Origin of the sequence: Pseudomonas sp. 273, assembly GCF_029201425.1 — a bacterium.
GTDB lineage: Bacteria > Pseudomonadota > Gammaproteobacteria > Pseudomonadales > Pseudomonadaceae > Pseudomonas > Pseudomonas delhiensis.
The window spans coordinates 3,930,690-3,953,361 of record NZ_CP116775.1; the positions used below are offsets into that span (position 1 = coordinate 3,930,690).

The window sequence follows — 22,672 nt, forward strand, 5'->3', positions numbered from 1 at the left end:
CATGGCACGTTTCTTCATCGACCGCCCCATCTTCGCCTGGGTCATCGCCATCCTGGTGATGCTCGGTGGCGCCATGGCCATCGTCCAGCTGCCGCTGGCGCAGTACCCCGACATCGCGCCGCCGCAGATCACCCTCAACGCCACCTACACCGGCGCCTCGGCCAAGACCATGGAGGACTCGGTGACCCAGGTCATCGAGCAGCAGATGACCGGCCTGGACGGCCTCACCTACATGTCCTCCAGCAGCAGCTCGGCGGGCAGCGCCAGCATCACCCTGACCTTCGAGGCCGGCACCGACGTCAACACCGCGCAGATGCTGGTGCAGACCAAGCTGGAGCAGGCCAAGGCGCGGCTGCCCGACGCGGTGCAGCAGCAGGGCATCGAGATCCGCAACTCCTCCAGCGACTTCCTGATCATCCTCTCGCTGGTCTCCGACAACCCCGAGGTCAGCGCCACCGACATCAGCGACTTCATTTCCAGCACGCTGTACGACCAGATCAGCCGGGTCGACGGCGTCGGCCAGGTGACCACCCTGGGCTCCAGCTACGCCATGCGCATCTGGCTCGACCCGGACAGGCTCAAGCAGTACGCGCTGATGCCCTCGGACATCAGCAGCGCCCTGCAGGCGCAGAACGTCGACACCTCCGCCGGCCAGCTCGGCGCCCTCCCCGCGCGGCCCGGCCAGCAGCTCAACGCCACCATCAGCGCGCGCAGCAAGCTGCAGACCGCCGCGCAGTTCCGCGACCTGGTGCTCAAGCACGCCAGCAACGGCGCCGTGGTGACACTGGCCGACGTGGCCCGGGTGGAGCTGGGCAGCGAAAGCTATGACGTGGTGGCCGAGCACAACGGCCGGCAGTCCGGCGGCATGGCGGTGAGCCTGGCCAGCGGCGCCAATGCGCTGGACGTCTCCGAAGCGGTGCAGGCGAAGATGGCCGAGCTGGAGAAGTTCTTCCCCAGCAGGCTGCAGCTGCACTCCGAGGTGGCGTACAACACCGCGCCCTTCGTGAAGATATCGATCGAGGAAGTGGTCATGACGCTATTCGAGGCCATCGCCCTCGTCGTGCTGATCATGTACCTGTTCCTGCAGAACTGGCGCGCCACCCTGATCCCGGCCGTCGCCGTGCCGGTGGTGCTGCTGGGCACCTTCGGCGTGCTCTCGCTGATGGGCTACTCGATCAATACCCTGACGATGTTCGGCATGGTCCTGGCCATCGGCCTGCTGGTGGACGACGCCATCGTGGTGGTGGAGAACGTCGAGCGGATCATCGCCGAGAAGGGCCTGTCGCCCCGCGAGGCCACGCGCGAATCCATGGGCGAGATCAGCGGCGCGCTGATCGGCATCGCCGTGGTGCTCTCGGCGGTGTTCGTGCCCATGGCCTTCTTCGGCGGCTCCACCGGCGTCATCTACCGGCAGTTCTCGGTGACCATGGTCGCCGCCATGGCGCTCTCGGTGCTGGTGGCCATGACGCTCACCCCGGCGCTGTGCGCCACCGTGCTCAAGCCGGGCAAGGCGCATGGAGGGGAACGCCGTGGCTTCTTCGGCGGGTTCAACCGCACCTTCGAGCGCGGCTCGCAGAGCTACCGGCGCGGCGTCAGGGCGGTGCTGGCGCGCCCGCTGCGCGCCCTGCTGGTGTATGCGCTGGTGCTGGGCGGCGTGGCGCTGCTGTTCCACAAGCTGCCCACCGCGTTCCTCCCCGACGAGGACCAGGGCATGCTGATGATGCAGATGACCCTGCCGGTGGGGGGCACCGACGAACGCCTGCAGGCGGTGACCCGGCAGGTGCGGGAATACATGCTCGCGCAGCCGGAGGTCGCCTCGATCCTCACCGTGCGCGGCCTGGGCAACGGCGGCAACGCGCAGAACTCCGGGCGCGCCTTCGTCAAGCTCAAGGACTGGTCCGAGCGCCGCGGCGAGGAGCACGGCGCCGCGGCGGTGGCGCGCCGGGCCAACCTGGCGCTGATGAAGATCCTCGACGCCAACGTCTTCGTCATGTCCCCGCCGGCCATCATGGGCCTGGGCGAAAGCTCCGGCTTCGACGTGCAGCTGCAGGACCTGGGCGGCCTCGGCCACGCCGAGCTGCTCAAGGCCCGCGACAGGTTCCTCGAACTGGCGGGCAAGGACCCGCGCCTGGCCAACGTGCGCGCCCAGGGCCTGGAGGACACCCCGCAACTCGACATCGCCATCGACGACCGCAAGGCCGGCGCCATGGGCGTGTCCTCCAGCGACATCAACGACACCCTCAGCGCGGCCCTGGGCGGCAGCTACGTGAACGACTTCCTCGACGCCGGCCGGGTGAAGAAGGTCTACCTGCAGGGCGACGTCGACAAGCGCATGCAGGCCGAGGACATCGGCGACTGGTACGTGCGCAACAGCGACGACGCCATGGTGCCGATGTCGTCGTTCATCAGCACCCGCTGGAGCACCGCCTCGCCGCTGCTGGAGCGCTACAACGGCTTCGGCGCCTACGAGCTGGTGGGCGAGCCGGCGGCCGGGGTCAGCTCCGGCGTGGCCATGGCCGCGGTGGAAGAGATCATGGCGCAGTTGCCGGAAGGCATCGGCTACGCCTGGACCGGGCAGTCCTACCAGGAACGCCTGGCCGGCAACCAGGCGCCGCTGCTCTATGCCATCTCCATCCTGTTCGTGTTCCTGTGCCTGGCGGCGCTGTACGAAAGCTGGTCGGTGCCCTTCGCGGTGATGCTGGTGGTGCCGCTGGGCATCCTCGGCGCGCTGCTGCTGACCGGCGTGCGCGGGCTGTCCAACGACGTCTACTTCCAGGTCGGCCTGCTGACCACCGTGGGCCTGGCGGCGAAGAACGCCATCCTCATCGTCGAGTTCGCCAAGGAGAACCTCGAACGCGGCCAGGACCTGCTCGCGGCGACCCTCGAAGCCGTGCGCGTGCGCCTGCGCCCGGTGCTGATGACCTCGCTGGCGTTCATCCTCGGCGTGCTGCCGCTGGCCCTGAGCAGCGGCGCCGGCGCCGGCGGGCGCCAGGCCATCGGCACCGGCGTGCTCGGCGGCATGCTCGCCGCCACGCTGCTGGGCCTGTTCTTCATCCCCCTGTTCTACGTGCTGGTGCAACGCCTGGCCGGGCGCCTGGCCGCCGCCAACCATGCCGCCAGCGCGCAAGGAGAAGCCTGATGCGCCTTACGCCTCTACCCCTGGTTCTCGCGCTGGCCCTGGGCGGCTGCGTGAACCTCGCCCCGGACTACCAGCGCCCCGAGGCGCCGGTGGCCGCCCAGTGGCCCGGCGCCACCGCGGCCGGCCAGGCCAGCGCCGACATCGCCTGGCGCGAGCTGTTCGTCGACACCCGCCTGCGCGACACCGTGGCCCGCGCCCTGGCCAACAACCGCGACCTGCGGGTCGCCGCGTTGAACGTCAAGTACCAGCAGGCGCAGTACCGCATCCAGCGCGCCGAGCTGTTCCCGACGCTTTCCGCCACCGCCGACGGCACCCGCCAGCGCGGCGTGGCCGAAGGCAGCGGCAATACGGTCAGCAGCCAGTACAGCGTCGGCCTGGGGGTGAGCAGCTACGAGCTGGACCTGTTCGGCCGCCTGGGCAACCTCAGGGACGCCGCCCTGGAGGACTACCTGTCCCTGGAGCAGACCCGCCGCAGCACCCAGATCAGCCTGGTGGCGGAAGTCGCCAGCGCCTGGATGACCCTGGCCGCCGACCAGCAACTGCTCGAACTGGCCCGCGACACCTACGCCAGCCAGCAGAAGACCTACGCGCTGGTGCAACAGGCCCACGGCCTGGGCGGCGAGTCCGGGCTGAGCCTGGCCCAGGCGCGCAGCACGGTGGAGTCGGCCCGCGCCGACGTGGCCAACTACGCCAGCCAGGTGGAACAGGACCGCAACGCCCTGGAACTGCTGGTGGGCGAGCGCCTGGACGATAGCCTGCTGCCGGGCGACGCCAAACTGGACGTCGCCCTGCTGGTCGGCGTGCCGGCCGGCCTGCCCTCGACGCTGCTGCAGCGCCGCCCCGATGTGCTCGCCGCCGAGCACACGCTCAAGGCGGCCCACGCCGACATAGGCGCGGCGCGGGCGGCCTTCTTCCCCAGCGTGACGCTCACCGCCAGCGGCGGCAGCGCCAGCAGCGAGCTGTCCGGGCTGTTCAAGTCCGGCAGCCGCGCCTGGAGCTTCGCGCCCTCGATCAACCTGCCGATCTTCGACGCCGGCAGCAACCGCGCCAGCCTCGACGCCGCGAAGATCACCCGCGACATCGACGTGGCCAACTACGAGAAGACCCTGCAGACCGCCTTCAGCGAAGTGGCCGACGCCCTCTCCGTGCGCAGCCACATCAGCGAGCGGCTCGACGCCCAGCGCAGCCTGACCCAGGCCACCGACCGCAGCTACGCGCTGTCCCTGGCGCTGTACAAACAGGGTTCGCAGAGCTTCCTCGAAGTGCTCGACGCGCAACGCTCGCTGTACTCGGCGCAGCAGACGCTGATCAGCCTGGAGCTGTCCGAGCAGGTCAACCGCGTCACCCTGTACAAGGTGCTGGGCGGCGGCTGGCAGGGCTGACGATCAGCTGCGCGCCGGCATGACTGCGTTGGAAACAGGCGAGGAATGCTCATTCAGCGGCTTCCTCGCCGGTTTCTGCCTTGTTCTGCTCCAGCTCGCGAGATCGTGAATAGCGCTCTCAGAACAGCCGCGGCAGCTCGATGCGCACCAGCAGCCCGCCGCCCTCGGCGGGCTCGGCGGTGATCCGCCCGCGGTGCAGCTGCACCGCGCGGCTGGCGATGGCCAGGCCCAGGCCGAAGCCGTCCGGCCCGGCGTCGGGGCCGCGCTCGAAGGGCTCGAAGATGCTGCCCAGGCGGCTCCCGTCGACGCCCGGCCCATGGTCGCTGATGCACACCACCAGGCGTTCGCCCCCCTCCACCAGGCTCGCGCCGACGCGCACCTCGGTGCCCGCCGCGGTGTAGCGCACGGCATTACGGATGACGTTCTCGAAGGCCCGGTAGAGCAACTCCTCGTGGGCGCGGCCGAGGAACGGCTGGTCGGCCACCAGGCGCACCTGGCAGCCCTTGCCCGCCGCCTCGAAACGGGCGTCCTCGACGATCTGCGCCAGCAGCTCGACGACGTCCAGCAGGCGGCGCTCGCCGTTGTCCTGGCGCGACTGCGCCCGCGCCAGGGTGAGCAGTTGCTCGATCAGCTCGTCCATGCGCCGCGACTCGCGCTCGATGCGCTCCAGCATGCCGGGCTGCCCGGGCACCTGCCGCAGCAGGCCGATGGCGGCGTTCATCCGCGTCAACGGCGAGCGCAACTCGTGGGAGATGTCGTGCAGCAGGTGCTGCTGGGCCTCCACCAGGGCCTTGAGCTGGCCGGCCATGCGATCGCAGTCCTCGGCCAGGTCGACGATCTCGTCGCGGCGCCGGCCCAGGCGCGGCCTGACGCGCACCTCGAAGCGGCCCTGGGCGACCTCGCCCATGGCCTGGCGCAACCAGGCCAGCGGCCGGGCCAGGTAGTGGCTGAGCAGCAGGGCGAAGAGCGCGCTCATCAGGGTGCCGGTGAGCAGCGGGCCGAGGGAGCGCGGCGGCGGCGCCTGGTCCAGGGAGCTGGCGGCCGAGGCGCGCAGCACCAGGCGCTGGCCGTCCTGGCTGGTGACCGCCAGCTCGAAGCGCACCGGGGCCACCGCCCGCCCGGCGAGCAGCCCGCCCCGGGCATCGTAGAGGCCCACCTGGACGTCCGGCGGCTGCGGCGACACCTCCAGCAACTGGCGCCCCGCCGCCTCGCCGAAGCGCTGCAGCAGGCGCACCTCGGTGGCCAGCAGCGAGCGCAGCGCCGGGGTGTCGCCGCGCAGCTCGTCGAACATGAAGGCGCCGGCGCCCACCAGGAAGGTCAGGCCGTTGGCCAGCCAGAAGGCCAGGAACAGCTTCCAGAACAGGCGTCCGCGCTTCATTCGACGATCAGCAGGTAGCCCATGCCGCGCACGCTCTGGATCCAGCTGCTGCCGTCGGCGCGCGGGCCGAGCTTCTGGCGGATGCTGCTGATGTGCACGTCGATGCGCCGGTCGTAGCGGGTCAGCGGGCGACCCAGGGCATTCAGCGACAGGTCCTGCTTGCCGACCAACTGCCCGGCCTGGCGGGCCAGCACCTCCAGCAGGCTGAACTCGGTGCCGGTCAGCTCCAGCGGCTGGCCGCGCCACTGCGCCTGGCGCTTGCCGGGCCAGAGCAGCAGGGCGCCGCTGCCGACCGCCTCCGGGGCGCTCTCGGCCGGCGCCTGGGGCTGCACCCGGCGCAGGATGGCGCGCAGCCGGGCGACCAGCTCGCCGGGCGAACTGGGCTTGGGCACGTAGTCGTCGGCGCCCAGCTCCAGGCCGGCGATACGGTCGATGTTGTCGCCCCGGGCGGTGAGCAGCAGCACCGGCACCTGGCTGCGCGCGCGGATGCGCCGCAGCACCTCGATGCCGGAGATGCCCGGCAGCATCACGTCCAGCACCACCAGCGCGTAGGCGCCGCCGAGGGCCTCGGCCTCTCCCTCCTCGCCGGTGCCCACGGCGGTGGCGCGGAAGCCTTCGCGGGCCAGGTACTGGCCGAGCATTTCGGTGAGTTCGCGGTCGTCGTCGACCAGCAGTACGGGAATCATGGAGGGCACGCGGTTCAAGGCCTGGAAGCCGCAATGATCCCTTCCGCCAGGCCGCCGTGTCACCGCCGCACGGGCAAACTTTACACATCTTTACCCTGGGTTAACCGCGCCGAACACAGCCCGCTCTTATCCTCATCGGCCGCCAGCCCGGGCCGGGCGGCAGCGCCCGGACGATCGCCGTGCGAGCCGTCCGCGCCCCCTGCCACCGCCTGCCTGGAAGTCATGATGCGCCCTACCCGCCTGCTGTTCCCGATCCTGCTGTTCAACGCCACCCTGGCCCATGCCGCAGGCTTCAAGATCGCCGACATCCGCGTCAACGGCCTGCAGCGGGTCTCCGCCGGCAGCGTGTTCGCCGCGCTGCCGCTGAACGTGGGCGACCAGGCCGACGACCACGCCCTGGTGGAGGCCTCACGCTCGCTGTTCCGCACCGGTTTCTTCCAGGACATCCACCTCGGCCGCGACGGCGACGTGCTGGTGGTGGACGTGGTCGAGCGTCCGTCGATCTCCAGCATCGAGATCGAAGGCAACAAGGCCATCAGCACCGAAGACCTGATGAAGGGCCTCAAGCAGTCGGGCCTGGCCGAAGGCGAGATCTTCCAGCGCGCCACCCTCGAAGGCGTGCGCAACGAACTGCAGCGCCAGTACGTGGCCCAGGGCCGCTACTCGGCCAGCATCGAGACCCAGGTCACCCCGCAGCCGCGCAACCGCGTGGCGCTGAAGATCACCGTCAACGAAGGCACCGTCGCGGCCATCGCCCACGTCAACGTGGTCGGCAACACCGTGTTCTCCGACGAGGACCTGACCGACCTGTTCCAGCTGAAGGAGAGCAACTGGCTGTCCTTCTTCAAGAACGACGACAAGTACTCCCGCGAGAAGCTCTCCGGCGACCTGGAGCGCCTGCGCTCCTACTACCTGGACCGCGGCTACATCCACATGGACATCGCGTCCACCCAGGTTTCCATCACCCCGGACAAGAAACACGTCTACATCACCGTCAACATCAACGAGGGTGAGAAGTACAAGGTCCGCGAGGTGAAACTGACCGGCGACCTCAAGGTGCCGGAAGAAGAGATCAAGAAGCTGATGCTGGTCGAGCCGGGCCAGGTGTTCTCGCGCAAGGTGATGACCTCCACCTCCGACCTGATCACCCGCCGCCTGGGCAACGAGGGCTACACCTTCGCCAACGTCAACGGCGTGCCGGAAGCGCACGACGACGACAAGACCGTGTCAATCACCTACGTGGTCGACCCGGGCAAGCGCGCCTACGTCAACCGCATCAACTACCGCGGCAACACCAAGACCGAAGACCAGGTGCTGCGCCGCGAGATGCGCCAGATGGAAGGCGGCTGGGCCTCCACCTACCTGATCGACCAGTCCAAGCAGCGCCTGGAGCGCCTGGGCTACTTCAAGACGGTCAACGTCGAGACCCCGGCGGTGCCCGGCACCGACGACCAGGTGGACGTCAACTACAGCGTCGAGGAACAGGCCTCCGGCTCCATCAGCGCCAGCGTCGGCTTCTCCCAGAGTTCCGGGCTGATCCTCGGCGGCTCCATCAGCCAGAGCAACTTCCTCGGCACCGGCAACTACACCAGCATCGGCCTGACCCGCTCGGACTACCAGACCAAATACAACTTCGGCTTCACCAACCCCTACTTCACCAGCGACGGCGTCAGCCTGGGCTACAACCTGTTCTACCGCAGCACCGACTACAGCAAGTACTACGACGACGATGACGAAGTGTCGTACTACTCCATCGACAGCTTCGGCGCCGGCGTCAGCATCGGCTACCCGATCAGCGAGACCTCGCGCCTGACCTACGGCCTGACCCTGCAGCACGACGACATCACCCCGGGCACCTACAGCGCCGACGAGATCTACGACTTCATCTCCCGCGAGGGCAGCACCTTCAACAACCTCAAGGCCTCCATCGGCTGGTCCGAGTCCACCCTGAACAAGGGCGTGATGGCCACCCGCGGGCATTCCCAGAGCCTCACGCTGATGGCCACGGTGCCGGGCAGCGACCTGAGCTTCTACAAGGTCGACTACAGCGCCCAGGCCTTCCTGCCGGTGAGCGACCGCACCGCCATCCGCCTGCACACCCAGCTGGGCTACGGCAACGGCTACGGCTCCACCGACGGCCTGCCGTTCTACGAGAACTACACCGCCGGCGGCCTGAGCTCGGTGCGCGGCTTCAAGGACGGCACCCTGGGCCCGCGCAGCACCCCGGCCACCGGCGACTACGCCAGCGCAGGCCAGGCCTACTACTCCGACCGCGACGCGGAAGTGTTCGGCGGCAACATCCTCATCACCGGTGGCGTCGAGTACCTGTTCCCGCTGCCCTTCATCAAGGACCAGAGCCAGCTGCGCAGCACGCTGTTCTGGGACACCGGCAGCGTCTTCGCCGACAAGTGCTACCTGTCCACCACCCAGGGCTGCGGCAGCGTCAGCCTCGACCAGATGGCCATGTCCATGGGCGTCGGCCTGACCTGGCAGAGCCCGCTGGGCCCGCTGAGCTTCAGCCTGGCCACGCCGCTGAAGAAGCCCGACGGCGCCGAGACCGAGGTGTTCCAGTTCTCCCTCGGGCAGACCTTCTGAGCCCGGAATTACCCGCCTTTACCCTGGCTTAACCCAAGTTCACAGTCGCCCTCCCTATGCTGGCGGCACCTGTTCCGGCGGCCGCCACGGCCGCCGCCCTGCCACTCGACCCCGGGGACGACCATGGGCCAGACCGACCACGGCGCGCTGCGCGAGGAAGTACCGCTGCAACTGCTGCACGACGTGCAGCACCAGCTGCAACGCATCCTCGGCACGCACTTCACCGCCACCCTCGCCGCCGGCGGCGCCAGCCACTACCAGCTGTCCATCCGCCACCACCCCAGCGACCTGTCGCTGGAGCACCGCGGCAGCGTGGCGCCGCCCTTCATCGAAGAACTGTTCGCCCTGGCCTGGCGCATGAAGGCCATGCTCGAATCCGCCGAACTGCAATCCATGGACGAACCCGGCCCGGTGCGGCGCCTGGCCTGGATCAGCGAACTGACCTGCCCCGCCGAGCTGCAACGGGTGGCCGCCAGCCTCTACCCCGCGGCGCGGGTGTTGAGGTGTTCTTCCCAGGGGTAAACCGATGTACCGATGCCCAAGAACCGGGTACCAGCGGAGAGTCCGGTGCGGTCGATGGGCCAATCGCGGACGGAGTCCGCTCCTACGGCCGTGCCTCCCGGCGGCTGCTGTCCGGCGCGGGCGGGGAATCCGGCGTCAACCTGTAGGAGCGGGCCCTGCCCGCGATTCGCGCGCAGGGCGCGCTCCTACAGGGGGAATGGCGGGGGTGGGGCCGCGTAGGAGCGGATCTTATCCGCGAATCGCGCCGATGCCCCCAGCCATCGCGGACGGAGTCCGCTCCTACGGCCGTGCCTCCCAGCGGCTGCTGTCCGGCGCGGGCGGGCAATCCGGCGTCAACCTGTAGGAGCGGGCCCTGCCCGCGATTCGCGCGCAGGGCGCGCTCCTACAGGGGAATGGCGGGGGTGGGGCCGCGTAGGAGCGGATTTCATCCGCGATCCGCGCCGATACCCCCGGCCATCGCGGACGGAGTCCGCTCCTACGGCCGTGCCTCCCGACGGCTGCTGTCCGGCGCGGGCGGGGAATCCGGCGTCAACCTGTAGGAGCGGGCCCTGCCCGCGATTCGCGCGCAGGGCGCGCTCCTACAGGGAAATGGCGGGGGTGGGGCCACGTAGGAGCGGATTTCATCCGCGATCCGCGCCGATACCCCCGGCCATCGCGGACGGCGTCCGCTCCTACGGCCGTGCCTCCCGACGGCGGCTGTCCGGCGCGGGCGGGCAATCCGGTGTCGACCTGTAGGAGCGGGCCCTGCCCGCGATTCGCGCGCAGGGCGCGCTCCTACAGGGGAATGGCGGGGGTGGGCCGCGTAGGAGCGGATCTTATCCGCGAATCGCGCCGATACCCCCGGCCATCGCGGACGGAGTCCGCTCCTACGGCGCCTAACCGGCCTCAGCCCTCCAGGCGTTCCACTTCCAGGCGGTTGCGGCCGTCGGCCTTGGCGCGGTACAGGGCGCGGTCGGCGGCGTTCACCAGTTGCCATTCCTGGCCGCCGGCCGCCCTGGCCGGGGCGGTGGCCAGGCCGAGGCTGGCGGTGACCACGCCGAAGGGGCTTTCGCGGTGTTCCAGGCGCTCGGCCGCCAGGCGTTGCAGGAAGCCGCGGGCCACCGCTTCGGCGCCGGCGCCGTCGGTGCTGGGCAGGATCACCGCCAGTTCCTCGCCGCCGTAGCGCGCCACCAGGTCGCCCGGGCGGCGCACGCAGGCGCTGAGCAGCCCGGCCACCACCTTCAGGCAGTCGTCGCCGGCCTGGTGGCCGTAGCTGTCGTTGTAGCGCTTGAAGTGGTCGATATCGATCAGCAGCAGCGACAGCGGCGCGCCTTCGCGGGCGCAGCGGCGGGCCTCGGTGCCCAGGGTCTCGTCGAAGCAGCGGCGGTTGGCCAGGCCGGTCAGCGCGTCCTGGGTGGCCAGCACGCGCAGCTGGTCGTTGGCCTGCAGCAGTTCCTCGCGGGCGCTGGCGAGCTGGCGGCTGGTGCGGGTGCGCCGGCGGATGCCGATGAGCAGGCGCTGGCCGGTCAGGCCGAGCACCGCCAGCAGCGCCAGGGCGATGCCGGCATTGAGCTCGGCCTGGGTGCGCCAGTCCTGCAGGACCTCCTCCTTGCTCAGCGCCACCGTGGTCACCAGCGGATAGTGGTCGTTGCGGCGAAACACGTAGAGCCGCTCCACGCCGTCCAGGCGCGAGGTGGCGCTGGCGCTGCCGGAGTCGGCGTGGCGCAGGTAGTCGGTGAACAGCGGCGAGTCCGACAGGTCGCGGCCCATGTCGGCCTCGCGGAAGGGATGGCGCACCAGCAGCTGGCCGTTGTCGCGGGTCAGGCTCATGGCTCCGTGGCGGCCGATGTCGAGGCGGCCGAACAGGCCGAGGAAGTTCTCGATGCTCAGGGTCGCCACCACCACGCCGGCGAAGCTTCCGTCCGGGTGGTCGAGGCGGCGGCTGACGGTGATCACCCACTGGCCGGTGGAGCGGCTGCGGATCGGCGGGCCGATGAAGATGTCCCGCGAGGGGTCGTCGCGGTGGTGGATGAAGAAGGCGCGGTCCGCGCTGCTCGCCCCCGGCGGGACGCTGCCGCTGGACACCAGCAGCCAGCGGCCGCGCGCGTCGAACAGGGAAATGCCGAGCACCTGGCTGAGCACCTTCTGCTGGCGCCCCAGCAACCCCTGCAGGTGTTCCAGCTGCAGGGGCCCCAGGCCATCGCTCTCGATGCGGTCGGCCAGGTCCAGCAGCAGCACCTCGCACTGGCGGATGACACCCTCGGTGTAGGAGTCCAGCGCCTGGGTGAGGTTGAGCATGTCGGTGTTGACGTCACGCAGGGTGCGCTCGCGCGAGGACCAGGTCTGCCAGGCGGTCAGCAGTGCCAGGGAGACGCAGGTCATGAACAGCAGGAGGGACGCTACGCGGGTATCACGCTTCACGGCATCACGGGCTCAACACGGGGAAAACCGTTGCCGGACGGCGCGGCCCCCTGTCGGGACCGGCAGCGGCGATCGGGCGCAGCCGTCTGCGCGCCGGGTATTCTAGCCCGCTAGCGCGAATCCGCCCATGACCGGTCGGTCACGCCGGCGCATCGAGCAAGGCGCTGAGCACCGCGCGCAGCTTGCCCGGTTTCACCGGCTTGTTCAGCAGCGGGATGCCCAGGCGCTGCAGGGCGCGGCGGCAGTCGTCGCTGCGGTCGGCGCTGATCATCACCGCGGGGATCTCGCGGCCGTAGTGGCGGCGCAGGTCGCGCACCAGTTCGCAGCCGGTGGCGCCGTGGTCCAGGTGGTAGTCGGCGAGTATCGCCTCCGGCGGCCGCCGCCCGAGCAGCGCCAGGGCGGCGTCGCGGTCGGTGGCAGTGAGCACCTCGCAACCCCACTGGCCGAGCAGCGCGGCCATGCTGAAGAGGATCGAGGTCTCGTTGTCCACCACCAGCAGGCGCCGCCCCGGCAGCGGGTCGCCGGTGCTCGGGCGCGGCGCGGTATCGCCGCTGGCGCGCGGCGGCAGGGCCTCGGCCAGGGGCACTTCGAGGGCGAACAGCGAGCCGCGCCCGGGCACCGAGCGCACCTGCACCGCGCAGCCGAGCAGCCCGGCGATGCGGTCGACGATGGCCAGGCCCAGGCCCACGCCCTGGCGCTCGGCGGCGCGGCCGGCGTCGAGCTGGTTGAATTCGAGGAAGATCGCCTGCAGCTGGTCCGCCGGGATGCCGCGGCCGGTGTCCCACACTTCCAGGCGCACGCTGGCACCGCGCCGCCGCGCGGCCAGCAGCACGCCACCATGGCCGGTGTAGCGGCAGGCGTTGCTGAGGAAGTTGCGCAGGATGCGCGACAGCAGGCGGGCGTCGGTGCGCACCGACAGGTTGGGGATGCGCACCCGCAGCTGCAGGCCGGACGACAGCGCCACGCTTTCGAACTCCGAGGCCAGCGGGCCGAGCAGCTCGTCCAGGCCGTGCACGTCCAGGTCCGGGCGAATCGCGCTCTGGTCCAGGCGGGCGATCTCCAGCAGGTCGGTGAGCAGGTTCTCGGCGCCTTCCAGGGCCTGGTGGGTGCGTTCCACCAGTTGCTGCTCGGCACCCGGCAATTGCCGCTCGCGCAGGGTGGCCACCAGCAGCCGCGCGGCGTTGAGCGGCTGCAGCAGGTCGTGGCTGGCCGCCGCCAGGTACTTGTCCTTGCTGCGGTTGGCCGCCTCGGCGGCGTCGCGCGCTTCGCGCAGCTGCTGGTTCAGCGCTTCCAGCTCACCGGTGCGTTCGGTGACGCGCTGCTCCAGTTCCTCGTTCAGGGTCTGCAGGCGCTGCTGGGCCAGGATGCGCTCGGTGATGTCGGCGACGAAGCCTTCCACCAGGCCTTCCTCGTCGGGCTTGAGCAGCAGGTTCATGAGCACGTCGACGTGGCTGCCGTCCTTGCGCAGCAGGCGCGTCTCGTAGCCGAACAGCCCGCCCTGCTCGCGCATCAGGTCGCGGATACGGCGCATCTCCGCCTCGCCGCCGGCGAACAGCTGGGTCGCCATGTCCTGCAGGTTCCACAGCACCTGCTGCGGGTCGGCGTAGCCGAGCATCCGCGCCAGGGCCGGGTTGGCCGCGCGCAGCCCGTCGCTGAGGCTGGCCTGGAAGATGCCGTGCACGGCGTGCTCGAACAGCCACTTATAGCGGTTGCGCTCGGTTTCCAGTTCCTCCAGGCGCGCCAGCAGCTCGGGGTAGTGGCTCTTGCGCGTGGAGTGGCTGCCCAGGCCGAGCAGCGCCGCCAGGGCGTCCTGCTGGGGCTCAGAGGGCCTCGCCATAGACCACCTCGACGTCGCGCTGGCTGGACTCGCGCGGGTTGGTGAGGATGCACGGGTCCTGCATGGCGTGGCGCGACAGGAAGGGGATGTCGGAGATGCCCACGCCGTGCGGGCCGAGGGTCTCGTGGAAGCCCACGGCGCGCTTGAGGGCGATCAGGTGCTCGACCAGGCGCTGGCGGATCTGCGCGTGGGTGAGGCCGCGGCAGTCGATGCCGAAGGTCTCGGCGATCACCTTGAAGCGCTCGGGCGCGGCGTTGTAGTTGAAGGCCACCACGTGCTCCACCAGCACCGCGTTGCACAGCCCATGGGGCAGGTCGAGGTAGCCGCCCAGGCTGTGGGACATGGCGTGCACCGCGCCGAGGATGGCGTTGGAGAAGGCCAGCCCGGCCTGCATGCTGCCGAGCATGATCTTCTCGCGCAGGGCGATGTCGTCGGGGTTGGCGATCATCCGCACCAGGTTGCCGTCGATCAGGCGCATGGCCTCCAGCGCGTGGCTGTCGGTGAGCGGGCCGTGGCCGGTGGAGACGAAGGCCTCGATGGCGTGCACCAGGGCGTCGATGCCGGTGCAGGCGGAGAGGAAGCGGTCCATGCTCAGGGTGGTTTCCGGGTCGATCAGCGACACGTCGGGCACCACCGCCTTGCTCACCACCGAGAACTTCATGCGCTCGTCCTGGTTGGAGATGATGACGAACTGCGAGACGTCGGCCGAGGTGCCGGCGGTGGTGGGGATGAGGATCAGCGGCGGGCTGGGCACGCGCAGCTTGTCCACGCCCTCGAACTCGAGGATGTTGCGGCCGTGGGCGGCGACGATGCCGATACCCTTGGCGCAGTCCATGGGGCTGCCGCCGCCGACCGCGACTATCACGTTGCAGCCTTCGCTGCGGTACAGCTCGGCGCCGCGCATCACTTCTTCCACGCGCGGGTTTGGGGATACGTCGGTGTACAGGCAATGGTCAATGCCCTGCCCGGCCAGGCTGGCCTGCACGTCGGCCACCCAGCCGGCGGCGAGCACGCCGGGGTCGGACACCAGCAGCACCTTGCGGGCGCCGAAGGTCTTGGCGTAGTTGGCGACGGTATGCCGGCAGCCGGCACCGAAGATGATCTCTGGCGAGACGAATTTGCGCAGCAGGCTGAGGTCGTGGCTCATGGGGTGCTTGTTCTTGTTATGAAATGTTTCCGCGAGCCTACTGCATCCGCCGGCGATTGCAATGCGACCTTGGCCAGACCGTCAGCCGCCCAGCAGCGCACGGTAGAAGCGCCACTCGGCATCCAGCGCGTGGGCCAGGTTGGCCGCCTGTCGGAAGCCGTGGCGCTCGCCGGGGTACAGGTGGCATTCCACGGCCAGGCCGCGCTGGCGCAGGCTGGCGACCATGGCGCGGGTCTGCTCGGGCACCACCACCGCGTCCAGCTCGCCCTGGAAGAAGATCACCGGCGCCTGGATGCGCGCGGCGTGCAGCAGCGGCGTGCGCGCCCGGTAGCGGCGGGCGTCGCGTTGCGGGTCGCCGATCAGCCAGTCGAGGTAGTCGGCCTCGAACTTGTGCGTCACCCGCCCCAGCGCCAGCGGGTCGCTGACGCCATAGAGGCTGGCGCCGCCGCGGAAGCCGCCGACGAAGGCCAGGGCGCAGAGCGCGCTGTAGCCGCCGGCGCTGGCGCCGCGGACGAACACCCGCTGGCGGTCGATCTGCCCGTCGGCGGCCAGCCGCACCACCGCCGCCCAGATGTCCTGCACCTCCACCCTGCCCCATTCGCCGCGCAGCCGCTCGCGGTAGGCGCGGCCGAAGTTGGCGCTGCCGCGGTGGTTGAGGTCGGCCACGGCGAAGCCGCGCTGGGTCCAGAACTGGATGCGCGCATCGAACGCCGGGTAGCAGGCCGAGGTCGGCCCGCCATGCAGGAACACCACCAGCGGCGGCCGCCGCCCCGCCGGGCCGCGGCACTGGGCGTTGCGCGGCGAGTAGAAGAAGCCGTGGCCGCGCTCGTTGCCGGCCACCGGGTAGGCGAAGGGCTGCGGGCGCGACAGCTCGGTGTCCTGCAACGGGCACTCGCCGCCGCAGAGCAGTTGTACGTGGCCATCGTCACGGCCGATGGCCAGCACCGCCGGCAGGCGGTCCTCGGCGGCGGCGATGCAATAGAAATGCGTGGCGTCGGCGGCCAGGGCGCGGAAACGCGAGAAGTCCGGGGCCAGGCGCCGTTCGCCGCCCTCGGCGGCGCGCAGGACCAGCAGCCCGCGGCCTTCCTCGAAGCGGCTCAGCAGCGTTTCGCCGCCGGGCAAGGGCAGGTAGCTGCGCCCGCCCAGTTGCCAGGGCGCCGGGGCATGGTCGGCGGCGGCGAAGGCACCGGCTTGTCCATCCTCGACCTCGGGGCGCCACCAGCCGCTGTGGTCGCTCAGCCAGTGCAGGCTGCCCTGGCCGTCGAAGCGCGGTTGCTGGATCGACTCGCCGCCGCCCTCGCCCGCCAGGCAGCGGCGCAGGCCGTCCTGCAGCAGGCACAGGCGGGTCGCGGTCCAGGGTTGTTGCGGGCGGTCCCATTCCACCCAGGCGATGCGCGCCCCGTCGGGCGCGGCTACCGGCGCGGCGTAGAAGTCCGCGCCCTCGGCGACGACCTGGCGCGCGCCGTCGGCCGCCAGGCGCACGATGCGGTGCACCACCGCGTCGCCCTCGCGGCTTTCCTCCACCGCCAGCAGCGCGTTCCAGGCCGCCACGTAGTGCAGGTCGCCATAGCGGCACTGCGGGCGCTCGGTCAGTTGCCGGGGCGGCTCGCCGAAGCGCAGCCAGCGCACCTGCTGGTCGCCCTCCTCCACCCAGGCCGCGCCGTCGGCGGTGGCGCAGCAGGCGCCGCCGCCGTACTCGTAGACGCGGCTGCGCGCCGAGGCACCGGGGGGCGTCAGCTCCCGCAGCTCGCCGGCGCGCCACAGGTACAGGCGGCAGCGTGCGCTGCGCGGCTCGAACGCCAGCCACAGCAGCCCGCCATGGGCCGCGTGCAGTTCGGCGAAGTCGCGCCCCGCCGCCACCGCGCGCTCGGCGCTCCAGGCGCTGGGCCAGTCGCCGTAGGCCAGGCTGCGCACCCTCAGGCCTTGCAGATCAGCTGCGAGGCACGCTGGTTGCGCCAGGTGAGCTGGTCCAGGCCCTGCGGCGCTTCCTCGGCCTGGCGCCGGGCGTCGAGGATCAGCCCGTGGTGCTCCGACTTGGCGCACACCGGGTCGGTGGCGTCGGCGTTGCCGGTGAGCATGTAGGCCTGGCAGCGGCAGCCGCCGTGGTCGCGCTCCTTCTCCGAGCAGGAGCGGCACGGCTCGGGCATCCAGGCATCGCCGCGGTAGCGGTTGAAGCCGAAGGACTCGTACCAGATGTGCTGCAGGCTGTGCTCGCGCACGTTGGGGAACTTGACCGGCAGCTGCCGCGCGCTGTGGCACGGCAGCGCGGTGCCGTCGGGGGTGACGTCGAGGAACACGCTGGCCCAGCCGCCCATGCAGGCCTTGGGCCGCTCCTCGTAGTAGTCCGGGGTGACGAAGATCAGCTTGCAGGGGTTGCCGGCGGCGGCCAGGCGCTCGCGGTATTCGTTGGTGATGCGCTCGGCGCGCTCCAGCTGCGCGCGGGTGGGCAACAGGCCGGCGCGGTTGAGTTCGGCCCAGCCGTAGAACTGGCAGGTGGCGAGTTCGACGAAGTCCGCCTCCAGTTCGATGCACAGCTCGATGATGCGCCCGATGTTGTCGATGTTGTGCCGGTGGGTGACGAAGTTGAGCACCATCGGGTAGCCGTGGGCCTTCACCGCGCGGGCCATCGCCAGCTTCTGGGCGAAGGCCTTGCGCGAGCCGGCGAGCAGGTTGTTCACCTCCTCGTCGGCGGCCTGGAAGCTGATCTGGATGTGGTCCAGCCCGGCCTCGGCGAACTGCGCCAGGCGCGCTTCGGTGAGGCCGATGCCGGAGGTGATCAGGTTGGTGTAGAAGCCCAGCCCGCGGGCCGCGCCGATCAGCTCGGCGAGGTCCTGGCGCAGCAGCGGCTCGCCGCCGGAGAAGCCCAGCTGCGCGGCGCCCAGCTCGCGGGCCTGGCGGAACACCTCGATCCACTCGGCGGTGGAAAGCTCGCCGCCCTGTTTGGCGAAGTCCAGCGGGTTGGAGCAGTACGGGCACTGCAGCGGGCAGCGGTAGGTCAGCTCGGCCAGCAGCCACAGCGGCGGGCCGGCGCCTTCAGTGCAGCTCGATCCAGAATTGCGCATGGGCCACCTCGAGGAACGCCAGGATGTCTTCGTCGATGCCCGGCACGCCGGGGAAGCTCTTGCTCAGCTCGGCGATGATCGCCGCCACGTCGCGGCTGCCATCGACGCGCTGGAGGATTTCCCCGGCGCTGTCGTTGAGCTTGACCATGCCTTCGGGGTAGAGCAGCACGTGGCAACCCTGGGCCGGCTCGAACTGCAGGCGGAAGCCGCGGCGGATGCGCGGCACGCTGTCCAGCGAGGGCAGGCTCATCACAGCAGCCCCCTGTGCCAGATGCGCTCGCGGGTCACCGTGTGGTAAGGCGGGCGCTCCAGCTCGTAGGCCATGCTCATGGCGTCGAGCATGCTCCAGAGCACGTCGAGCTTGAACTGCAGGATCTCCAGCATGCGTTCCTGGGCCTCGCGGGTGCGGTAGTGCCCGAGGGTGATGCGCAGGCCGTGCTCGACGTCGCGACGCGCCTGGGACAGGCGGCTGCGGAAGTAGTCGTAGCCGGCCGCGTCTATCCACGGGTAGTGCTGCGGCCAGGCATCCAGCCGCGACTGGTGGATATGCGGGGCGAACAGCTCGGTCAGCGAGCTGCTGGCGGCCTCCTGCCAGCTGGCGCGGCGGGCGAAGTTGACGTAGGCGTCCACCGCGAAGCGCACGCCGGGCAGCACCAGTTCCTGGGACAGCACCTGCTCGCGCTCCAGCCCCACCGCCTCGGCCAGGCGCAGCCAGGCCTCGATGCCGCCGGGCTCGCCGGGGCGGCCGTCGTGGTCGAGGATGCGCTGCACCCACTCGCGGCGGGTGTCGCGGTCCGGGCAGTTGGCCAGGATGGCGGCGTCCTTCAGCGGGATGTTCAGCTGGTAGTAGAAGCGGTTGGCCACCCAGCCCTGGATCTGCTCGCGGGTGGAGCGGCCCTCGTACATGGCCACGTGGAACGGGTGGTGGATGTGGTAGCAGGCGCCCTTGGCGCGCAGCGCCTGCTCGAATTCGGCGGGGCTCATGGCGGCGTTCATCGCGTACTCCCTCTACAGGTGGATGGCCATGCCGTCCCAGGCCACTTCGACGCCGCGGGCGTCCAGCTGGGCGCGCTCGGGCGAGGCCGGGTCGAGGATGGGGTTGGTGTTGTTGATGTGGATGAGCACCTTGCGCGGCCCGGGCACGCCGTCCAGCACTTCGAGCATGCCGCCGGGGCCGCTCTGGGCCAGGTGGCCCATCTCGCTGCCGAGCTTGTCGCCCACCTCGCAGCGGCGCATCTCGTCGTCGCGCCACAGGGTGCCGTCCACCAGCAGGCAGTCGGCGCGGCGCATCCAGCCCAGCAGGGCGTCGTCCACCTGGCCCAGGCCGGGGCGTAGAACAGCTTGCCGCCGCTGCCCAGGTCCTCGACGAACAGGCCGATGTTGTCGCCCGGGTGCGGGTCGTGGCGGTGCGGCGAATACGGCGGCGCGGCGCTGCGCAGGGGGATGGCGGTGAAGCGCAAGTTGGGGCAGGCGGGCACGCTGAAGGGTGCGCCGTCCAGCTCGATCAGGTGGTGGCGCAGGCCGCCGTTCCAGTGCTGCAGCATGCTGAACAGCGGGAAACCGGTGGAGAGGTCCTGGTGGACCATGCGCGTGCACCAGACGTCGTGCGGGCAGCCCTCGCGCAGGCTGAGCAGGCCGGTGCAGTGGTCGATCTGGCTGTCCAGCAGGAGGATGCCGGCGATGGCCGTGTCGCGCACCTTGCGCGCCGGCTGCAGGGCCGGGAAGGCGGCGAGCTGGGCGCGGATGTCGGGCGAGGCGTTGCAGAGGATCCAGCGCTCGCCGTCGTCGGACAGGGCGATGGAGGATTGCGTGCGCGGTTGCGCCAGCACCTGGCCGGTGCGCACGCCATGGCAGTTGCGGCAGTTGCAGTTCCACTGCGGGAAGCCGCCACCGGCGGCCGAACCGAGAATACGGATGTGCATGACAGTGCCCCGTGGGCAGGGGCCCCGGAAGACCGGGGCCGGGTGGATCAGCGGTTGGCGAAGTACAGGGTCACTTCGAAGCCAAGGCGCAGGTCGGTGAAGCTAGGCTTGGTCCACATGGGTCTGTCCTCTTCTTGTTGGCCGGCGATTCCGGCAGGTCGAGTTAAACACCGGGGGTGGGTCCTCCGAATGATACTTTCGAAGGAGTTTTCCCCCTGATTTGGTAGGGAGGGGGGACGGCTTTTTTGTGGATGGTGCCTCCCGGTTGCAGGGGTGCGAGTGTTGATGCCGTTCCCTCTCCCTAACCCTCTCCCTGAAGGGAGAGGGGACCGTTCGGCGTGCGCGGGTGTTTCGGCGTTAGCCGGCAACTGCGGGATTCCCAACTGACTCCATTTCCCTTCTCGGCACGGACTAGCCCCCTCTCCCTTCAGGGAGAGGGCTGGGGAGAGGGAGCGGAGTCACACCAAGACACCGCGATCACCGCGAGGCACCCAAGCCCCCTCCCCCCAAAAACAAAAAACGCGGCCGAAGCCGCGCTCGACAGTCCCGCCGCGCCCGGAAGTGGGAGGGACGCACGGGTCGCCCACGGACGGGCGCATCGAAAAAAGGTGGCCCGGTGGAGCGCCGGGCGCGGGTGTTAAGCACGCTTGCCGGAACCGGCCCGCGCCCCCGGATGGGGACGGGTTCGCGGGCGGCAGCTCTACCTCAGAAGAAGCCCAGCGGGTTGACGTCGTAGCTCACCAGCAGGTTCTTGGTCTGCTGGTAGTGGTCGAGCATCATCTTGTGGGTCTCGCGGCCCACGCCGGACTTCTTGTAGCCACCGAAGGCGGCGTGCGCCGGGTACAGGTGGTAGCAGTTGGTCCACACGCGGCCGGCCTTGATGCCGCGGCCCATGCGCCAGGCGCGGTTGATGTCGCGGGTCCAGACGCCGGCGCCCAGGCCGAACTCGGTGTCGTTGGCGATGGCCAGGGCCTCGGCTTCGTCCTTGAAGGTGGTGACGCCCACCACCGGGCCGAAGATCTCCTCCTGGAACACGCGCATGCCGTTGTGGCCCTTCAGCAGCGTGGGCTGGATGTAGTAGCCGCTGGCGAGGTCGCCGGACAGGCGTTCGCTCTGGCCGCCGGCCAGCAGCTGGGCGCCCTCGTTCTGGGCGATGTCGAGGTAGGAGAGGATCTTCTCGTACTGCTGCTGCGAGGCCTGGGCGCCGACCATGGTCTCGGTGTCCAGCGGGTTGCCGCGCTTGATCTGGGCGATCTTCTTCTGCACCTCGGCCATGAACGGCTCGAAGATCGACTCCTGCACCAGCGCGCGGGACGGGCAGGTGCACACCTCGCCCTGGTTGAAGAAGGCCAGCACCAGGCCTTCGGCGGCCTTCTCGATGAAGCTCGGCTCGGCGCGCATGATGTCGTCGAAGAAGATGTTCGGGCTCTTGCCGCCCAGCTCCACGGTGGACGGGATGATGTTCTCCGCGGCGCAGTGGAGGATGTGCGAGCCCACCGGGGTGGAGCCGGTGAAGGCGATCTTGGCGATGCGCTTGCTGGTGGCCAGGGCCTGCCCCGCCTCCTTGCCGAAGCCCTGGACGATGTTGAGCACGCCCGGCGGCAGCAGGTCGCCGGCGATCTCGGCCAGCAGCATGATCGACAGCGGCGTCTGCTCGGCCGGCTTGAGCACGATGCAGTTGCCGGCGGCCAGGGCCGGGGCGAGTTTCCAGGCGGCCATCAGCAGCGGGAAGTTCCACGGGATGATCTGCCCGACCACGCCCAGCGGCTCGTGGATGTGGTAGGCCACGGTGCTGTCGTTGATCTCGGCGGCGCCGCCTTCCTGGGCGCGGATGCAGCCGGCGAAGTAGCGGAAGTGGTCGGCGGCCAGGGGCACGTCGGCGTTGAGCGTCTCGCGCACGGCCTTGCCGTTGTCCCAGGTCTCGGCCACGGCCAGCTGTTCCAGGTGTTGCTCGATGCGGTCGGCGATCTTCAGCAGGATCAGCGAGCGCTCCTGCACCGAAGTGCGGCCCCAGGCATCGGCGGCGGCATGGGCGGCGTCCAGCGCGCGCTCCACGTCCTCGGCGGTGGAACGGGGGAACTCGGCGATCGGCTGGCCGTTCACCGGCGAGGTGTTGGTGAAGTACTGGCCGAGCACCGGCGGCACGAATTCACCGCCGATGTAGTTGCCATAGCGCGGCTTGAGGGTGACGACGGCACCGGGGGTTCCGGGTGGGGCGTAGATCATGGCGAAGCTCTCCTGTGGCGTCCCGGCGCACCAAGCCCGGGCCTTGCGGCGATCTTAGGCAGCGCCCGCGCCGGCCAGGAATGCGCCCATGGGCGTGAGGGGGTAGTTATTTGGTAGTAGAGGGGGGTGTTCGTAGGAGCGAGCTTGCTCGCGAACAGCGGCATCAAGCTCAGCCATGGAGCGTGGTTGGAATCCGCAACCCTCTCCCCAGCCCTCGGCTGCGCGCCCCGCCCTGAAGGGAGAGGGGGCTAGTCCGTGCCGAGAAGGGCTCTGGTTTCAGCCGGAGACTCGATGCAAGCCGGCTAACATCGAAATATCAGCACACGCCGAACGGTCCCCTCTCCCTTCAGGGAGAGGGTTAGGGAGAGGGAGCGCG

The 22,672-nt window shown here is 70.1% G+C and carries 15 protein-coding genes and 1 pseudogene; 4 read left to right on the plus strand and 12 right to left on the minus strand.

The genetic code is table 11. The features are described from left to right. The first annotated feature begins 1 nt into the window (after position 1). On the plus strand, positions 2-3,139 hold the full coding sequence (locus PKO50_RS17930; RefSeq protein WP_275626798.1) for an efflux RND transporter permease subunit: 3,138 nt from the start codon (positions 2-4) through the stop codon (positions 3,137-3,139). Continuing rightward, complete coding sequence (locus PKO50_RS17935) at positions 3,139-4,521, plus strand: efflux transporter outer membrane subunit (protein WP_275626799.1); 1,383 nt, start codon at positions 3,139-3,141, stop codon at positions 4,519-4,521. The genes PKO50_RS17930 and PKO50_RS17935 overlap by 1 nt, the downstream gene beginning before the upstream one ends. A 118-nt stretch (positions 4,522-4,639) precedes the next feature. Here the strand turns inward: PKO50_RS17935 and PKO50_RS17940 are convergent, their stop codons facing one another. After that, positions 4,640-5,899, minus strand: coding sequence for an ATP-binding protein (locus PKO50_RS17940; RefSeq protein WP_275626800.1), 1,260 nt, complete (start codon positions 5,897-5,899; stop codon positions 4,640-4,642). Further along, positions 5,896-6,585, minus strand: a complete 690-nt coding sequence (locus tag PKO50_RS17945) for a response regulator transcription factor (RefSeq protein WP_089392460.1) — start codon at positions 6,583-6,585, stop codon at positions 5,896-5,898. The genes PKO50_RS17940 and PKO50_RS17945 overlap by 4 nt, the downstream gene beginning before the upstream one ends. A 225-nt stretch (positions 6,586-6,810) precedes the next feature. Between PKO50_RS17945 and bamA the strand changes: the two genes are divergently transcribed. Further along, positions 6,811-9,180, plus strand: coding sequence for an outer membrane protein assembly factor BamA (gene bamA / locus PKO50_RS17950; RefSeq protein ID WP_275626801.1), 2,370 nt, complete (start codon positions 6,811-6,813; stop codon positions 9,178-9,180). A gap of 123 nt (positions 9,181-9,303) precedes the next feature. Continuing rightward, positions 9,304-9,702, plus strand: a complete 399-nt coding sequence (locus tag PKO50_RS17955) for a hypothetical protein (protein ID WP_275626802.1) — start codon at positions 9,304-9,306, stop codon at positions 9,700-9,702. A gap of 885 nt (positions 9,703-10,587) precedes the next feature. Here PKO50_RS17955 and PKO50_RS17960 read toward each other — a convergent pair. The 10 genes and pseudogenes from PKO50_RS17960 to PKO50_RS18005 form a co-directional block, all read right to left on the minus strand. Continuing rightward, positions 10,588-12,102 (minus strand): sensor domain-containing diguanylate cyclase, encoded by a 1,515-nt coding sequence (locus PKO50_RS17960; RefSeq protein WP_275626803.1) that lies wholly within the window; start codon positions 12,100-12,102, stop codon positions 10,588-10,590. Between the two features lie 139 nt (positions 12,103-12,241). After that, positions 12,242-13,939: a NahK/ErcS family hybrid sensor histidine kinase/response regulator gene (locus PKO50_RS17965; protein ID WP_275626804.1), complete on the minus strand. Its 1,698-nt coding sequence runs from the start codon at positions 13,937-13,939 to the stop codon at positions 12,242-12,244. Next, positions 13,923-15,086 (minus strand): alcohol dehydrogenase-like regulatory protein ErcA, encoded by a 1,164-nt coding sequence (gene ercA, locus PKO50_RS17970; protein ID WP_275626805.1) that lies wholly within the window; start codon positions 15,084-15,086, stop codon positions 13,923-13,925. Before ercA ends, PKO50_RS17965 begins: the two co-directional genes overlap by 17 nt. Before the next feature lie 81 nt (positions 15,087-15,167). Continuing rightward, positions 15,168-17,000 (minus strand): S9 family peptidase, encoded by a 1,833-nt coding sequence (locus tag PKO50_RS17975; RefSeq protein WP_275626806.1) that lies wholly within the window; start codon positions 16,998-17,000, stop codon positions 15,168-15,170. Positions 17,001-17,002: 2 nt separating this feature from the next. Further along, entirely contained in the window at positions 17,003-18,148 is a 1,146-nt protein-coding gene (gene pqqE / locus PKO50_RS17980) for a pyrroloquinoline quinone biosynthesis protein PqqE (protein WP_089392311.1), read from the minus strand. Beyond that, positions 18,120-18,398 carry a pyrroloquinoline quinone biosynthesis peptide chaperone PqqD gene (pqqD, locus tag PKO50_RS17985; protein WP_089392310.1) on the minus strand — a complete coding sequence of 93 codons (279 nt, stop codon included), beginning with the start codon at positions 18,396-18,398 and terminating at the stop codon, positions 18,120-18,122. The genes pqqE and pqqD overlap by 29 nt, the downstream gene beginning before the upstream one ends. After that, positions 18,398-19,144, minus strand: coding sequence for a pyrroloquinoline-quinone synthase PqqC (pqqC, locus tag PKO50_RS17990; RefSeq protein ID WP_109936276.1), 747 nt, complete (start codon positions 19,142-19,144; stop codon positions 18,398-18,400). Before pqqC ends, pqqD begins: the two co-directional genes overlap by 1 nt. A gap of 12 nt (positions 19,145-19,156) precedes the next feature. Further along, positions 19,157-20,070, minus strand: a pseudogene (pqqB, locus tag PKO50_RS17995) (pyrroloquinoline quinone biosynthesis protein PqqB). Between the two features lie 47 nt (positions 20,071-20,117). After that, positions 20,118-20,189, minus strand: a complete 72-nt coding sequence (gene pqqA, locus PKO50_RS18000) for a pyrroloquinoline quinone precursor peptide PqqA (protein WP_003106462.1) — start codon at positions 20,187-20,189, stop codon at positions 20,118-20,120. Between the two features lie 586 nt (positions 20,190-20,775). Continuing rightward, entirely contained in the window at positions 20,776-22,296 is a 1,521-nt protein-coding gene (locus PKO50_RS18005; protein ID WP_275626807.1) for an aldehyde dehydrogenase family protein, read from the minus strand. Positions 22,297-22,672: the final 376 nt, after the last annotated feature.

What these genes read in the sequence shown, in the direction of transcription:
- PKO50_RS17930 (WP_275626798.1), top strand. Translation starts at nt 2, where the DNA reads ATGGCACGTTTCTTCATCGACCGCCCCATCTTCGCCTGGGTCATCGCC.
- PKO50_RS17935 (WP_275626799.1), top strand. Translation starts at nt 3,139, where the DNA reads ATGCGCCTTACGCCTCTACCCCTGGTTCTCGCGCTGGCCCTGGGCGGC.
- PKO50_RS17940 (WP_275626800.1), bottom strand. Translation starts at nt 5,899, where the DNA reads ATGAAGCGCGGACGCCTGTTCTGGAAGCTGTTCCTGGCCTTCTGGCTG.
- PKO50_RS17945 (WP_089392460.1), bottom strand. Translation starts at nt 6,585, where the DNA reads ATGATTCCCGTACTGCTGGTCGACGACGACCGCGAACTCACCGAAATG.
- bamA (WP_275626801.1), top strand. Translation starts at nt 6,811, where the DNA reads ATGCGCCCTACCCGCCTGCTGTTCCCGATCCTGCTGTTCAACGCCACC.
- PKO50_RS17955 (WP_275626802.1), top strand. Translation starts at nt 9,304, where the DNA reads ATGGGCCAGACCGACCACGGCGCGCTGCGCGAGGAAGTACCGCTGCAA.
- PKO50_RS17965 (WP_275626804.1), bottom strand. Translation starts at nt 13,939, where the DNA reads ATGGCGAGGCCCTCTGAGCCCCAGCAGGACGCCCTGGCGGCGCTGCTC.
- ercA (WP_275626805.1), bottom strand. Translation starts at nt 15,086, where the DNA reads ATGAGCCACGACCTCAGCCTGCTGCGCAAATTCGTCTCGCCAGAGATC.
- pqqE (WP_089392311.1), bottom strand. Translation starts at nt 18,148, where the DNA reads ATGCGCAATTCTGGATCGAGCTGCACTGAAGGCGCCGGCCCGCCGCTG.
- pqqD (WP_089392310.1), bottom strand. Translation starts at nt 18,398, where the DNA reads ATGAGCCTGCCCTCGCTGGACAGCGTGCCGCGCATCCGCCGCGGCTTC.
- pqqC (WP_109936276.1), bottom strand. Translation starts at nt 19,144, where the DNA reads ATGAACGCCGCCATGAGCCCCGCCGAATTCGAGCAGGCGCTGCGCGCC.
- PKO50_RS18005 (WP_275626807.1), bottom strand. Translation starts at nt 22,296, where the DNA reads ATGATCTACGCCCCACCCGGAACCCCCGGTGCCGTCGTCACCCTCAAG.